Origin of the sequence: Ruminiclostridium sufflavum DSM 19573, assembly GCF_003208175.1 — a bacterium.
GTDB classification, from domain to species: domain Bacteria; phylum Bacillota; class Clostridia; order Acetivibrionales; family DSM-1351; genus Ruminiclostridium; species Ruminiclostridium sufflavum.
Genome location: NZ_QKMR01000015.1, coordinates 104,231 through 119,983, shown reverse-complemented (window position 1 = coordinate 119,983; position 15,753 = coordinate 104,231). Strand labels below are relative to the sequence as shown.

Annotated in this window: 12 protein-coding genes and 1 CRISPR repeat array; all 12 genes read right to left on the bottom strand. The window is 38.4% G+C overall.

The window, feature by feature from the left end:
• Window positions 1-3 precede the first annotated feature (3 nt).
• Window positions 4-559: a CRISPR direct-repeat array (repeat unit 30 nt; unit sequence ATTTAAATACATCCTATGTTTCAGTTACAG).
• Window positions 560-735: 176 nt separating this feature from the next.
• Complete coding sequence (gene cas2, locus LY28_RS12960; protein ID WP_110462622.1) at window positions 736-1,029, bottom strand: CRISPR-associated endonuclease Cas2; 294 nt, start codon at window positions 1,027-1,029, stop codon at window positions 736-738.
• Between the two features lie 61 nt (window positions 1,030-1,090).
• The gene (gene cas1b / locus LY28_RS12955) at window positions 1,091-2,092 is read right to left on the bottom strand and encodes a type I-B CRISPR-associated endonuclease Cas1b (RefSeq protein ID WP_110462637.1); all 1,002 of its coding nucleotides are present in this window, start codon (window positions 2,090-2,092) and stop codon (window positions 1,091-1,093) included.
• A gap of 156 nt (window positions 2,093-2,248) precedes the next feature.
• Window positions 2,249-2,746: a CRISPR-associated protein Cas4 gene (locus tag LY28_RS12950; RefSeq protein ID WP_110462621.1), complete on the bottom strand. Its 498-nt coding sequence runs from the start codon at window positions 2,744-2,746 to the stop codon at window positions 2,249-2,251.
• Entirely contained in the window at window positions 2,743-5,304 is a 2,562-nt protein-coding gene (gene cas3 / locus LY28_RS12945; protein ID WP_110462620.1) for a CRISPR-associated helicase Cas3', read from the bottom strand. Before cas3 ends, LY28_RS12950 begins: the two co-directional genes overlap by 4 nt.
• A 149-nt stretch (window positions 5,305-5,453) precedes the next feature.
• Window positions 5,454-6,215 carry a type I-B CRISPR-associated protein Cas5b gene (gene cas5b, locus LY28_RS12940; RefSeq protein WP_110462619.1) on the bottom strand — a complete coding sequence of 254 codons (762 nt, stop codon included), beginning with the start codon at window positions 6,213-6,215 and terminating at the stop codon, window positions 5,454-5,456.
• 5 nt (window positions 6,216-6,220) lie between these two features.
• On the bottom strand, window positions 6,221-7,168 hold the full coding sequence (locus LY28_RS12935; RefSeq protein ID WP_110462618.1) for a type I CRISPR-associated protein Cas7: 948 nt from the start codon (window positions 7,166-7,168) through the stop codon (window positions 6,221-6,223).
• 1 nt (window position 7,169) lies between these two features.
• A complete protein-coding gene (locus tag LY28_RS12930) occupies window positions 7,170-8,924 on the bottom strand; it encodes a hypothetical protein (protein ID WP_110462617.1) in 1,755 nt (584 codons plus the stop codon).
• A gap of 26 nt (window positions 8,925-8,950) precedes the next feature.
• The gene (locus LY28_RS12925; RefSeq protein WP_110462616.1) at window positions 8,951-9,640 is read right to left on the bottom strand and encodes a CRISPR-associated endoribonuclease Cas6; all 690 of its coding nucleotides are present in this window, start codon (window positions 9,638-9,640) and stop codon (window positions 8,951-8,953) included.
• Between the two features lie 491 nt (window positions 9,641-10,131).
• Window positions 10,132-11,352 carry a peptidase U32 family protein gene (locus LY28_RS12920; protein ID WP_110462615.1) on the bottom strand — a complete coding sequence of 407 codons (1,221 nt, stop codon included), beginning with the start codon at window positions 11,350-11,352 and terminating at the stop codon, window positions 10,132-10,134.
• 97 nt (window positions 11,353-11,449) lie between these two features.
• Window positions 11,450-12,097, bottom strand: a complete 648-nt coding sequence (locus LY28_RS12915; RefSeq protein ID WP_110462614.1) for an O-methyltransferase — start codon at window positions 12,095-12,097, stop codon at window positions 11,450-11,452.
• Between the two features lie 182 nt (window positions 12,098-12,279).
• The gene (gene mltG / locus LY28_RS12905) at window positions 12,280-13,557 is read right to left on the bottom strand and encodes an endolytic transglycosylase MltG (RefSeq protein ID WP_110462612.1); all 1,278 of its coding nucleotides are present in this window, start codon (window positions 13,555-13,557) and stop codon (window positions 12,280-12,282) included.
• Between the two features lie 219 nt (window positions 13,558-13,776).
• Window positions 13,777-15,594 (bottom strand): translational GTPase TypA, encoded by a 1,818-nt coding sequence (typA, locus tag LY28_RS12900; protein WP_110462611.1) that lies wholly within the window; start codon window positions 15,592-15,594, stop codon window positions 13,777-13,779.
• Window positions 15,595-15,753 lie beyond the last annotated feature (159 nt).

Here is a 15,753-nt window from a genome sequence, read left to right as displayed (position 1 = left end):
GGAATTTAAATACATCCTATGTTTCAGTTACAGCTCATCTGAACTGCATTAGCCTTTCCTTACTCCTTCATTTAAATACATCCTATGTTTCAGTTACAGCAGTAGCAACGTAATTGAAAATCAGATGACGTTATTATTTAAATACATCCTATGTTTCAGTTACAGCCAAAGCTCAGGACTAACTTTTATAGTCGAGCTAGATTTAAATACATCCTATGTTTCAGTTACAGTATACAATTGTTACTGGTGTCGTTGTGGCTGGTGCTATTTAAATACATCCTATGTTTCAGTTACAGGGATGGCTCATATGACTACAGAGTACGAATATCTGTATTTAAATACATCCTATGTTTCAGTTACAGTGATTTTGCTTCGCATAATTTACAAGAAAATCAACATTTAAATACATCCTATGTTTCAGTTACAGGAAAGACGGCAAATATTATTTTGTTGTACATATCCTATTTAAATACATCCTATGTTTCAGTTACAGTACTTAGTTATAAGTGAAGAAAAGGGGGATTTCAAAATTTAAATACATCCTATGTTTCAGTTACAGTCCGAACAAAAGCCCGTTTCATATTATTCATTTTACCCTTAATCCCTTATGCAATCAATATCTTACGCAAAACTTTCCAACCTGACAGTGTATATTACCAAAAAGCGGTTAAATCCAGTTAAAGTCATATATATACAGGCTTTAATCTACCTTGCATAATTAGTGACTTGGAAAAATCAGATAAACAGGCTTTCACAATTAATATTCTGATTTCCCAGAGTTTCCTCATCAAAATAAGTATCACTCAATAATTTAATAATAGAAACAAAATCCTCTCCCTTGTCAATTACTTTATTAATTTCAGCTCTCAGCTTTATTAAATCAGACGGAGAAATATGTCCTCTGAAAACAGATTTCTGATGATGCTTGAAATATTTCTTGCATATTTTAAACACCTTTTGGACCCTTTTTTCCCCCACATCATAAAATACAAATGCATAATTATAGTTTTTCTGCTGCTTGGTATTCACATGAACCCCTCCGTACTGTAATTGGTTTTAAATCCTTTGGAAAAGAATCCGGTTATTCAATCTACTTGCACGCTTCCATATTAAAAGCAGAAAATTCCTTTCCTTCGGTTATAAACTTAATAAGCTTATATGCATCAAGCTTGACAGCTGTTTTATAAGAAACCTTCCTTTTCAGCACCGGATGATTAAAGACTTGATTCATTCTGTCCTCAAATGCTTTTATAAATATTTTTCTGCCCTGCTCATTGAGAATACAGTAATTCAATTCCTTGGAAAAATGCTTTGAAACATTCAGCTTCCGGTTATTCACACAATCAAAGATTGTCTTATATACAACAGCCGGCTTAAATACCTCACACAAATCCAGACTCAAGGAAAATCTGCTTTCACCGGGTTCGTGCAGAAAGGATATTGCCGGGTCAAGATGCGTATGGTATATCTGTGTGAGAGTCTTTGCATACAGCAAGCTGTTCCCAAAAGATATAAGCGCATTTATCGGATTATCCGGAGGCCTCTTTACCCTCTTGTTCAAAACAAAATCCTCAGGCAAAAACACCTTAAAGGTTTGGTAGAATCTGGCCCATATTGTTCCCTCAATCATCAGAAGCTGCTTAATATTAATCTGTTTTCCCAGCAGCTTGGGAATATCAGCCCTTAACCAGTCTATATATTCCTTCAATTCCTTCTTGCCGTGCCTGTAATAATGATACATAAGAAAATAAATATTTGCTGCTATACCGGAAACGAAAGCCTTTGCAATAACCATCCTGTCTTCTGTAAAAGCCTTGCATTGTTTTATTGTCAAGCTTCCGCTTACCAAATGATTTTTGGGATAAAAGGTTCCGGTATAATGTCCGAAATAATCAAAAAAATGAATTAAAACCCCTGAATTGGCCAACAAATTCAAAAGCTTTGTACTTATTGTAATATCCTCAAAGCAGTATAATTCACGGGTATCTGCTATCGGAATATAATTTATCCCCCTGTCACCTCTGAATTGTATAGAAAAATCCTTTCTTGAAAGTCCGCCCTTCGAAAATATATATCTTGCTTGCTCGCTCATTTTAACCTCCACACCTGTTTTGACACAAAATTTATAATAAGGCACCTTGTAGAGAACCTCTGCTTCGCAGAGGTTCTCAGTTTTTTTATACTTCCGCATTTTTTTAAAGCTAACCTCCATGCCATTTGCCAGCATAATTCCACACCGGCCTCAAAGCTACAGGCAGCAGTACTCGTAATAAGCACACTTTTTGCATTTAGGCTCGAATTTAAAAGGCGGTATACTATCCGATTCAATAAGAAAAACTATATCCTCTAATACCTTTTCAAGCTCCTTTTCCTTCTCAGAGGTCAATTCAATATAATGAAACCTTCTATCCTGTTTATTTTTTTCTTCTACCTCAATTTTGCCTTTTTTAAAAACACCCTTATCCTTCAGCACCTTCAAATAGTATAGCAGCTGCCATGAGGTAGCATTAATATCCGCATCTGATTTCTTATTCTCAACAACATATTCCTTTGTGATCTTGTCCATTTTGATATTTTCAACTGACAGCTCCCTCTGGCCGCTGCCGTCCTGACATTTAAGCTCATGAAGCACTTTGCCTATATGCACATCCTCAGAATTGTCCTCCATATTGATTCTATTGGCAAAAAGCCAGCACTGCCGCTTGCAGTGAAAATAATAATTTACAATAGTTCCTGTCACCTTCATATAAACAGCCCCTTGTGATTCTCTATAAATATCTTTCTCATAAATTTGCCGTCATCTATGAAATCCTCCCCGTTTTCTACGTAATACAAGCCAAAATGCTCATCGTGATAAGCCTCGGCCTGTTCCCGAGAAACATTATATGTAAAGCAGCTCATTTTCTCTCCCAATTGCGACAGTTTTATCTGCCTCTCCGCAAAGCCCATTGTTTTGTCCATGCACAGCTCCTTATACTGCTGCCAGACAGCTCTTCCGTCAATAATCTCTTTTTTCCCGTCAATATCAATCTGAGCAGTATGTGCCAAGAACAGCTGCACATTCCTGTCTTCAATCAGCTTCATATGAGAATGTATCTCTTTATACCTCAAGCCTAAAAGCTTGTCTTTAAAATTCTTAATATTATGTGTATTCTGCTTGCTTGATTTTTTCATTAAAACGTTCATAATACTTTCATAATAGCCCTTGAAATCCTTTGAAGCCAGATAACTGAGCATACAGGAATCCTTAAGGGTAAAGCCTGCCCGGTTATCCTCCTTATATATGTCCTCAGGTTCATCAGCCATAAAAAAGAAAACCTTGCAGCCCTGCTTTTTACATGCCCTGTTGATTCTCCCCAAAAACTGCTCCTCGCTGTCAATTAATGAAATATTTTTAAATCCGTAATCCATATCAATATCCACACCGGCTTCAATTACCTGTGTTGATACCACAATAACCTTTTCAAGGTTATTTATCTGGGCAATAATTGCTTTTCTGGTAAAATTATTATCATCACCTGTCAATTCAAATAGCGTAGTGTCCTGAAGCTCAGCATCTTCTTCTCTAAGCCTTTTTTTAAGCAAAATATAAAATTCCCTTGCCGTACCTTTTTTAATAAACTCAATAAGGCATTTGCCCTTTCTTTTCTTATATTCCATAATAACTGCATCAACCAAGGCTACAAGTGGAATTTTTTCTTCTGACAATAGCGAGGTATCCAAAAGCACTCTGTTTTTAAAAGCACTGTTTTCGTAATACTCACCGCTGTTCTCAAGCAAAGCGGCAAAGCCCTGAACATTCTCTCCCAGCATATAATCAAGCCGGGGCAAAGTTGCCGACATAATAATAATTTTAATATTGAGAAGCTCCGAATATTTTTGCAGCATAATAATAATCTCACGCCAGATTTTATTTTTGTAGCATTGTATTTCATCCATAATAATTACACTCCCGCACAGCCTCGGCAGCATATAGAGATTTTCTCTGGAGATTCCGAAAAGTGCATTAAACAAATTAACATGAGAGGTAATCGACAAAGGGTAATGGAAAAACAGCCTGTTTAAATATCCGGCGTCAAAATCCGCTATAGAGCTATCTCCTGTTTTCCTCTCATCAATAATAATAGGGGTGATGCTGTTAACAACGGCAGCCTCCTTGCCGAAATACTCCCTGAGCGTGCCCGCAGTCTGCTCTACAAGAGTATTAAAGGGAAAAATGTAAAAAACATTTTTTATACTATTATCCAGTTCTAAAAGCTTTAGCATCAGATTTATAGAAGTATTTGTTTTTCCGCTTCCGGTAGGAGCCTCAAGATAAAAAATATTGCTGTCACTATTATTTAAAAGCCCCTTTTCCGCATCAAAAAAAATCCTTGTCCTCAGCCCATTCATATCCAAAGACCTGATATCCCCTGCCGCACTGTCCCTTTTCCCCTGAATAATGTTGTAAAGCCTGCCGTCTTTGTACTTTTTCTCCCATTCTTCTGCTTCTCCTATATATCCCCAGCTGACTCCGGTATCTCCGATATATTCATAGGTGGAATAATAGTCGCAGGTTATTATTAAAGAGAAAAGCAGCTTATTCAGTATATAAAACTCCGTTTCTTCCATACCCCATAGGCTATAAAATCTATTTCCCTTTTTGAATGGATTTTCACCGCCCTTTGTAAAATCTATATCATTAACAGTTTTACTATTATAATAGGCCAGCGCACCTCTTTTCGCATTACTCTGAGCTTTATAGAGAGAATCAATAAAACCCTCCGTATCATTCAGACTCCCATGATGTCTCGAAATGGAATATGCAAAGGAATACAAAACATTAAAAATATAACTTCTTGATAGCCTATCCCTGATGCATTTAATTTCAGGAGTAAATATATCAATATAAATAAGTGCGGAATAAATGGAATGCTCCTCAGGCAAATCTTTTTTACAGTTAACCCTTTTATTATTGAGCACATTAGCCTGAAAAGACGGATTTATTTTGCCTGTATCATGCAGATAAATAGCATTGACAAACAGCCTGTAAATCAACAGCCTGTATTCGTCCGGCAAGGGCTTCCCATCAATAACCAGCCTGTCAATAATTCCTTTTGCAATAGTATCCATGCCCTTATCAAAACACAGCTGCTCATAATATTCCATTGTAAGCTTCATATGCTCAATAATAGGCTCCTCCTTTTTCCCGGTCTGAAGCTTACAAGATGTATGTGCCCAAAAATCGCCTATATTCTCAACATAGCTTCCAAAATCAATCAAAATTTCCTTCATAACATATAAATACATTTCCATATCCGGCATTCGGACGAAACTCTTTTTAAATACCGGAACAGGCAGCCCCTTTCATTATTTTTCACAATCAATAACAGCTTGCCTTATATCTTGAGACTAACAGGATTAACCTTTTGATTTAAGCAAAGGGCTGTTATCCAAACAGCCCCCGCAGAAAATCAATAAAAAACCAGCTTTTTTTCACAGTCTGTAAAAGTCAAATCAGTAAAAATACTCCGCTTAAAAATAAAATTAGTAAAAGCAAACTCCTTGAACTCATAGAAATTTAAGCTTGAACTCATCGAATAAGGAACATATTCCTTAAACAAAAACCCATTCTCGCTTCCATCAGAGGTGTCAATCCCTCTTTCTCCCATATCATTTGGAAAAAGGCAGGAAAAATACTCACATTCAGCCGGCTCCAGCCTGACAGCAGAACAATTTTCAATGGTTGCAGGATGATCATTCTTACCCAAGTAAGGAATATACACACATCTGCCATTCAGCAAATTTTCTGCAAGCCTCTCAAAATATTCCCCCGCACCACCATCCTTCAGCAGATAAATAGTCCATGAAGGCCCTTCCAGCCACTGCTCCCTGACAATAAGATTACCGCCCTCTTCCTTTGAGGCATACCCGACACTGTTATTGAACTGCTGAATCTTTTTGGAAAAATATCCGTACTTGGTATTTGGTATTATACAAACCTTCAAGTCTTTAAGCTTTGAGTAAAATTCCGGAAAAGCTTGCTTTTCACCAAATGAACTTGTTTCCTTCTGCCGTATATATCCTCCCAAGCCTATAACAGCGCCCAAAAGCCCCAGCAAAGCAATTTTGTGAATATTATTATATGTAAAATAAGCATATGTGTTTGCATCAGGCTTTTTAAAAAAGGCGCTTTTACCCCTTAAATCAAATTTTAATGCTTCACGTGTCTGCATAAGGCTCACGCCCTTTCAAATAATGAATACGCACTGTAATTAACCCCTTGCAGTTCCGGCTTTTCAAAAGTAAACGGATTATAGAAAATCTCGGCAGCCTGAATTTTATCCCCCACAGATTTAAGGAGCTCCGACAGCCTTGTCAAATCAAGCCTGTTAATAGTATCTCCCTTTACAAATTCAACATACTGATCTAAAGGGGGAAGATATGCCTTGGAGTCTTCATTAAACTCAATAAATATTGCAAATTCATTTTCACAGCCTGACTTGCTGTTTGTATTAAATGCAGTAGCCGCTACCAAACATGCTGATTTGAATCTTTCATACGCTTCCCTTGTATAGCCTTCGAAGCCCTCCATAAGCTTTACATAATCACTGTAATTATCAGGGTTTACCGAAAACGGATATACATAATGGGCTTCATCCACCATTACCTTACTTCCAAGACTTGATGCATCTGCATCCTCCTTCTTTGAATTACGGAACGGTGACAAAATATCCTGAACCTCAACCACTGTATTATTATATTTATTGAAGCCCTGCCCTACCTGAACAGCACCTGTGATACTTATATTCTGACCCTCCTGAGCAAAAGTGGCGCCAAAATTCATTACATCCATGCATGAAAACAAATCACGCAGGACCTTATCAGACGGTAATTTTTTATTTAATTCATAGCCAAACAGCTCTTCATATCTTTCCTTAAGCTCCTTGGGCTGTAATTTTTCGGCATCCTCTCCCTTTCCCTTTGTTCCAATCTTATAGGTTTTGATATACATTATCCTTTCGCCTTCATTCTGCCACATCTTCTTGCACGGATATTTAAAGGCCTTATCGCTTCCGAAAATATCGCCGCTGCTTACAGCCTTCGGCCTGCCTGTAAAATCAGCATTCCAGTTCGCCATACAGCTTTTTATTCCCGCAATACCATAGACTCTATTGTTCATTTTCATTTTATTCAGCCTCCTGTTTCTTCTCATATAGTAAATTTTTACTCAAGAACCCTGCAAGAAAATAGTCCTCATAATCCCTAAGCAGGGTGTCCGCTTCATATCCGACAGCCATGCTCATCAAATTATCAAAGCGGCTTGATTTTAATAATATTTTATGCCCGTATGTAATATACAGCTCCCTTAGCTTCCTTTTCAAAACAGCCGAATCCTTTGCCTTTAAAAAGCTCTCTGCAAAGCTGTGTTTAGGATTTGAAGCCTCTGACAATGAAAATAAGTATCTTACCAGTTGCCCACATAAAAAAAAGAATTCCTTATCATTATCACATTGGGGCTGTACCCCCTGAAAATCTCGTTTTTTCCTTACAATCTCGCTTAACTCAATAATAAAGTCACCCATTCCTCCATCCCCTCCTGTTTTTATTTGCTTCAGCAAGGCCATGCGTAAATTAAACGCCGCTGCTGCCTTCCAATACCCATTCTCTTCATCAAACCGTAATATTTCAAGCACCATACTCTTAGACATTGCATCGGCACAATATTCCAGAGCTTTTCTGTCACCCTTTCTGAAATAATTATGAAGTGCCTTGCGATACCTTAGCATCAGATTCTCCAGATTCTTGGTATATTCACCGGCCTTATAGTCAGACTGCATATCACCGGTATCCACTGTATAGTTTTTAATAAGCCTCTTTGAGAAAAAAACATCATCTGTAATTTTTTCCAACTGCCAGACCTCATACAAATTAGTATATCTCCAATTATCTGCCCCAAGACAATTTTCTATCCTGAAAAACGGCTTTTCATCAGGATCAGACGGAAGACATTCAAAATCCGCAATATATATGCCATCTTTTTTTTGTTTGAAGTTTAAAAAATAGCCTGATACAAATTTGTTGAAATCCTTAGAAAAATCAAGAGCTTCTCTTTCTCCCGAAGGCAGGTACACAGAATTGGGGTGCTTCCCCTCCGAGGTCTTGTAGTCCTGAATCCATTCAAAAAAGCACTTTAAGGTCATTGAGTCATCAAGACCAATTCTGAACGGTACCTTAAACCTTGTACCCATTAATTCCAGATATGGTTTTTTTGCATTAAGTCCCATATTATAATTTGACAAACCCAAAAGCTTACCATTTTCCACAATGTTATAATCATTTTTATTGAATATTTTCGGCAGCAGGTAACGCCTGTACTCGATTTCGTATTTTTCCAAAGCCTGCTTGAAGAAAATTTTAAGGTAGGAGCCTTTTACAGGAGGCTTCTCTTTAACAGCTTGAATAATTTCATTTAAATTATTCAAAAGCCAGTTTTTGCAGCTCTCAAACAAGCCTGCATCTGCTTCGGGCAAATCAGCGGTTTTTAATATTTCTGCCGCCTTACTGTCTGCTTTGCCGTTACTTGTTAAAATTCCGTAATATCTTATAATAGCCTGCTCAAATTCTTCCATAGAAAGGACCTTGTCGCCTGTCCCATATTCCGGCAATGTATCCGCCTTTATAAATACCGCAAACGGAGAACAGCTGTGAATTTTTTTATTGGAGTCTACAGCCTTATTCATATCTATAAGCTGACTGTAATAATCAGCTGACTTCAGCCAGTCATATTCCGAACAATCCGTGTCTTTATCAATATTAGTTAAAGTCTCAATCCGCCCATCCTCAACAACGATATACATTCCGTTTCCAAGCCGGTAGTTGTCCAATACCACCTGCCGGAAATCAGGGATTTCTGAGAAAAGCCTTATCAAATCAACAAACATTCTATCACCTCCGTTTCTTTATAAAATTATGCAGAGGCTATGCAAAAACCCAGCCCCAAGCTGTTTTTTTCTAATACTCCTGCTCCCAGTATCACCTGCGCCAGCTCCTGAGAAGCAGGATCAGGCTTTATGCTCAGCTCAAATTTATTTCCTATTAACGAGCTTTCTTTATATGGTACCACTATAGGCTTTCTGTTGGTCTGGACAATACATTGGATAAAATTCTCCGCAGGCTCCTGAAATCCGTTTTTTGAAAAGCTTTTAATCTTTCTGACGGCATTATTATGTATCCTTTCCCTAATAATTTCTATCCCGTCCTCCTTAGTCCAGTTTCTATTATATAAAGTAGAAACAGCCGGTGTAAGAGTCTTAATTTTATCTGTGTGTTTAGGCTTGCAATTATACAGCTCAAAGGCTAAAACTTTGAAGTATTCATCGCATTTCGGCAGCAGGTTTTTGACCTTCAAAATAAATTTCAAGTCAATACTTCTAAGCCTGAACAAGTAAACCTTTTGAGCCAGATATACCTTTTCCTTCTCTACAGGATAAGGGTTGCAGAAGGTATAGCCCTTAAAAGAATTCTCCTCATGCATTTTCTTTAAAGCCTCATCTTTAAGGAATGTGTAATTAATAGTATTGCTGATAACTTTGTAAATATTGTCCGCAGGTGTATCCGCCTTGAGGCAGATACTTATTTTCGCTTCATAATAGAGCACATTTACCACCTCCTTTCAAAGCAATTCATAATCCAGTAATTTGTAATTATATATAATTATTTGACATATTCATATGACAGAATACCGTATATGTTATATTTTGTCAACTATTGAATTTATTTATATTTTAATTTCATTTTTACAGTCGTAAATATAATCTGTTTTAGATATCAGAGTACTTGCAAATGCAAGTACTCTGAATTACCTATGTAGACCTTTCCCATTACTGATACGAGTTTTTTGGTTTATACCTTAATCTTTCAATGAATAAAGTTCCGATAACTTTGACTTATCATGATGTATATTATATTTTGGAAGAGCACTTGAAATTTTAAGTGCCCTTCCTTCAATATTACTTCCAGAATACAAAAACCCCACCCGCATCAAATTAATTGACACAAATGGAGTTTACAATAAAGTACATCATAATTAACTTTAGTTATATTATTCCTTTGATTTCAGATACTTAAAGTACTGCCGACTTTTCAAGGTTACTTCCTCCTCAGAATAGCAAAAGGCTCAACCTCCTCAGTCATAGGCATATACACAACCATCTGTGCATGGGGGGCAGTTCTGATATCCTCTAAGTCTTCATTTTTCATGGACTCAATTGTCTGTACAAAATAATCCTTGTTAGGGCTCATAACCTCAATTTCATCTCCCACAATCATCCTGTTCCGTTGTTCGATTTTTGCTGTTTTCGTTTTCCTGTCATAATCCAGGACCAAACCTACAAAGTCATAGTCTCTTACATACGAGCTGGTATGATATATCTGATCCTCTCCGGTGGTTTTGCCGAAATAAAAGCCCTTCGTATACTCTCTGTGGCTTGCCTTCGAAAGCTCCCTCAGCCATTCCGGATTGAATTTGTAATTCTGGGGATCAGCCAGATATGCATCTATGGCTCTTCGATATGCATTTACAACCGTTGCCGCATAAAAGGAGCTTTTCATTCTGCCTTCAATCTTGAAGCTGTATATTCCGGCCTCAACAAGCTCAGGTATATGCTCAATCATGCATAAATCCTTTGAATTAAAAATATACGTTCCCTTTTCATCCTCATACACAGGATAGTATTCTCCCGGACGCTTTTCCTCCATAAGATGATATTTCCATCTGCAGGACTGGGCACAGTCTCCCCTGTTTGAGTCTCTTCCGGTCATATAACTGCTCAGCAGGCATCTTCCCGAATAGGAGATGCACATTGCACCATGCACAAAGGCTTCTATATCCAAGCTCTCCGAAGTTCTTGCATTAATCTCCCTTATCTCTTCCAATGAAAGCTCTCTTGCAACCACAATGCGCTTTGCACCAAGCTCATGCCAGAAATTTGCACTTTGATAATTGGTGTTATTAGCCTGAGTGCTTATGTGTATTTCCATATTGGGCACAGTCCTGCGGACAACGGAAAAAACCCCCGGATCCGAAACTATCAATGCATCTGCTCCCAGCTCATATAATTGCTCAATATATTCAGGCAAGCCCTCCAGATCTTCATTATGCGGAATTATATTTACCGCGACGTAAAGCTTGCAGCCTCTGTCATGGACAAAGCTTAGGCCCTGCCTCATATCCTCAAGGGAAAAATTATCGGCCTGGGCTCTAAGTCCAAACCTTTGCCCGCCGATATACACAGCATCCGCACCGTATAAAACAGCCATCTTTAATTTTTCCAGATTCCCGGCAGGAGCCAGAAGTTCAACCTTTCTCATAATTTCCTCCAAACAGTCCGTAAAATATTCTTGCATATAGATAAATTGTTCTGAAATCAACCTAGAACGGATAATTTCCGGATGACAAAATCCTCCTTTATCCGCAGGGCTTTCTGAAGCTCAGCGCCACTCCGTCCCCTATAGGAATAATACTTGTTTCAAAGGCTTCATCCTCGCAAAGCATTTGCAGAAACTCTCTCATTCTGGCAACAATAGTTCTTTTCCTCCTTGCGACCAAGTCCTCGCTTGCTATCATGCCCTTATACAATACATTATCGGATACCAGCAAACCACCCGGAGCAAGCATTCTTTTGCACTGCTCAAAGAATTCGCCGTACTGCCCCTTTGCAGCATCCATAAAAATCATATCATAGCTTTTATCCAGACAAGCAAGAACATCTGATGCATCACCTGCTATAACATTAATGGTATTTTGCCTGCCCGCCGCTTTTATATTATTTCTTGCCAGCTCAATCATTTCTTCATTTCTTTCTATTGTATCTATAATCCCGCCCTGCTTTAAAAATTCCGAAAACAGTATGGATGAGTACCCGATAGCAGTACCCACCTCAAGTATCCTAAAAGGCTGCTTCAATTGTCCTATTACCTTCATAAAAGCAGCAACCTCCGGCTGGATTATCGGCACATGCTTTACGGCAGCATATTCCTCCAGCTCTGCAAGCAGCCCTGTGCTTGGTTTTATAGTTGCTCTGATATATTCAATTATATAATCATAATTAATCATAGTTTTCACTCTTTAACAAGGTTTTATCTTTAAAAATAAAGGAAGCCGTATAAAGCTTACGGCAATAAATTATATTAGGGTCTTGCACCCATACAGCCCGAGCCTTCCTGCCTGACGAAATTAGGGTGGCATACAGCCACCCCAAACCTATAATATATAAAACATACATAATAACAGACAAGCTATTTTGCCAGACCATACTGCTTCATGGCTTTTAAATGCTCCTCATAGGACTTCGTAAACTTGGTGGTACCGTCTCCCGTTGCTATAAAGAACATATAATCAGTATCTTCATCAGGATACAGAGCTGCGTTTATAGAGTCCATACCGGGGGAACAAATAGGCCCCGGCGGAAGCCCCGGATGAATATATGTGTTGTAAGCATCCTCAACATTAGTATCTTCGTATGTTATTTGTTCATGTACCTTTCCCTCTCTGTTGAGGAATATGTACTGAAGTGTGGCGCACGACTGCAATTTCTGCAGATATGCCTGTTTACTCTTTAGCCTCTTATGAAAAACAGCGGAAACCAATCTTCTGTCGGAACTTGTGCTTGCTTCTCTCTCAATAATAGATGCAAGCGTAATAATTTCATCCATTGTCATTCCTAATTCCTGAGCCCTTTTATAATGCTCCTTTGTCAGCTTGCTGTCAAAATTGCTCAGCATTATGTTTATTATTTTCTTCTCACCCGGGTTCATGGAAAACTCATAAGTATCCGGGAATAAATATCCCTCTAAAATAAACTCACGATTATTGATATTTTTAATCTGATTTACGAAATCGTAATCATACTTTTCATACTTCATGGCATAGTCAAATTTATCCCCGATTGCTATGCCCTTTGCCACGAATTTTCCAACAATCTGCTTATAGGTGAGTCCTTCCGGAATAGTAATCTTAACACTTTCAGGCTTTGAAACAAGTATTTCCATTACAGATTTCAAATCAAGACCCTTTTTTAAAATATGGGTACCCGCCTGATATTTTCCGTCATATCCATTAAGCTTTGAAACAATTTTAAAAACCTGAGGCTTAGTTATAATCCCATCCTCACTCAGTATGTCAGCAATTGCTTTTGTATCCGACCCCATGGGTATTTCGACCGGCACCGCATCCGGAGATGAAGCCTCAATCTTAATCTCGGCAGCTTGTTCATCATCACTGACAGATATTATACTTTTGAAGGAAAAAATAGTTCCCACGGAAAATATAATAACAAATACAATTATTGAAGCTAATACAAATGTAAGCTTCTTCAAACCGGCCGATATTAAAAATATGCCTGATAAAATCAATGAGATTCCGATCACTGTCAATATTGCGTTTAAAACACCGTAGGACGCACTGTAACCTCCCAATACCGTTCCGCCAAAGCTAACAATTTTGGGTATGGATAAAAATGCTCCTATCAAAACTAACAGAATACCCACCAAGGCAACCTTCAATTTTTTATTCATTGGCATTACTCCAATCCTTATAGTACATCAATAATATCTACTATAATATTGTTTTGAGAATTTGTCCATATTTCCAAAGTCAATTACTTAGATTATATCGTCCTGATATTCCATCGTCGTAAAAGCTGAACCATAATTGACTTTAGTCAATTACTATCAATATTCCATCATCGCAAAGACTGAACCGTAATTGACTTTAGTCAACCACTATCAGCACTCCTACATTTTGCTCCTGTTCTTTGCTCTCATTTCAGAATCCAATATTCTCTTCCTCAAGCGAATATTCTTGGGAGTTATCTCAACAAGCTCATCTTCGGCAATAAACTCTAAAGCCTGCTCAAGGCTCAAGTTCAGCGGAGGAGTAAGTCTGAGTGCATCATCGCTTCCTGAGGCTCTGGTATTTGTAATATGCTTCTTTTTACAGACATTTATAACCAAATCATCGGATTTGGCATTTTCACCCACCACCATGCCTTCATAGACCTTTGTGCCCGGCGTTATAAAGAGAGTTCCTCTTTCCTGTGCATTATAAAGTCCGTAAGTGATAGCCTCTCCGTCCTCCCATGCTACCAGAGAGCCTCTCTGTCTCATTGGAATCTCACCCTTGTACGGCTCATAGCTGTGGAAAACATGATTCATTATTCCATTTCCCTTTGTATCCGTAAGCAGCTCTGACCGATATCCGATTAAGCCTCTTGCCGGTATTTTAAATTCAAGCCTGACATATCCCTGATTAGCAGAAGTCATGTTAACCATTTCGGACTTTCTCTGGCCCAGCTTCTCCATTACAACACCCATATACTCTTCCGGCACATCAATCATAAGATACTCTATAGGTTCCAAAATCTGGCCTTCTACTTCCTTATTAATAACTCTGGCTTTTGATACTTGAAATTCGTAGCCCTGCCTTCTCATTGTCTCTATTAATATAGAAAGATGAAGCTCTCCTCTTCCCGAAACGATAAAGGTCTCCGCAGCATCCGTTTCTTCGACTTTAAGACTGACATTCGTCTCTAATTCCTTGAACAGTCTGTCTCTTAAATGCCTTGATGTTACAAACTGTCCTTCTCTCCCCGCGAACGGGCTGTTATTTACACTGAATGTCATGGAAAGCGTAGGTTCATCAATGGCAACAAACGGGAGAGGATCAGGAGCACCCAAATCACAGATTGTGTCTCCGATGGTTACATCGGTAACTCCGGATACCGCAACTATATCGCCAAGCATGGCTTCATCCGTTTCAGCACGCTTCAGTCCCTCAAATTTGTACAGCTTTGTTATTCTCGCATTAACCTGATGCCCCTCTGTCTTGCAGATGATTGCCGGCTGTCCGAGCTTAATCCTTCCCCTGTCAACTCTTCCTATTGCTATTCTTCCTACATACTCATCATAGTCAACATTTGAAACCAGCAATTGCAGTGTTCCTTTCATATCACCCCTTGGTGCCGGAACCTTGTCAATTATTACATCAAACAAAGGCTTGAGGTCTATTCTTTCTCCATATAAATCACATACGGCAAAGCCTTCTCTGGAAGAGGCATATACCACAGGGAATTCCAGCTGATCATCATCGGCTCCCAGCTCGATAAACAACTCGATAATTTCATCAACAACCTCATCAGGCCTTGCTTCGGGTCTGTCAATTTTGTTTACAACAACAATAGGCTTTAAATTGAGCTGAAGCGCTTTTTTCAAAACAAATCTTGTCTGAGGCATGGCACCTTCAAACGCATCAACCAGAAGCAGCACACCATCAACCATTTTCAGAACACGCTCAACCTCGCCTCCAAAATCAGCATGGCCGGGCGTATCAACAATATTAATTTTAGTACTGTTGTATTGTACAGAAGTATTCTTTGATAAGATTGTAATACCTCTTTCCTTTTCCAAATCATTTGAATCCATTACTCTTTCTACAACAGCTTCATTTGCTCTGAATATACCGCTTTGTCTAAGCATAGCATCCACAAGCGTTGTCTTGCCGTGGTCAACGTGTGCAATTATAGCAATATTTCTTATATCCTGTCTAATATCCACAAAAACTCTCCTTCGCAGCTTACGAAAATTTTAACCTCTATAATAAAAAACATCTTTAATAAACCTATTTAGCTTTATACATACACATATAAATGTCCGGCATAAAAGTCACTTAGGCTAAATAAACGATATGATCGTCCGATATAATCAGTTCTAGCC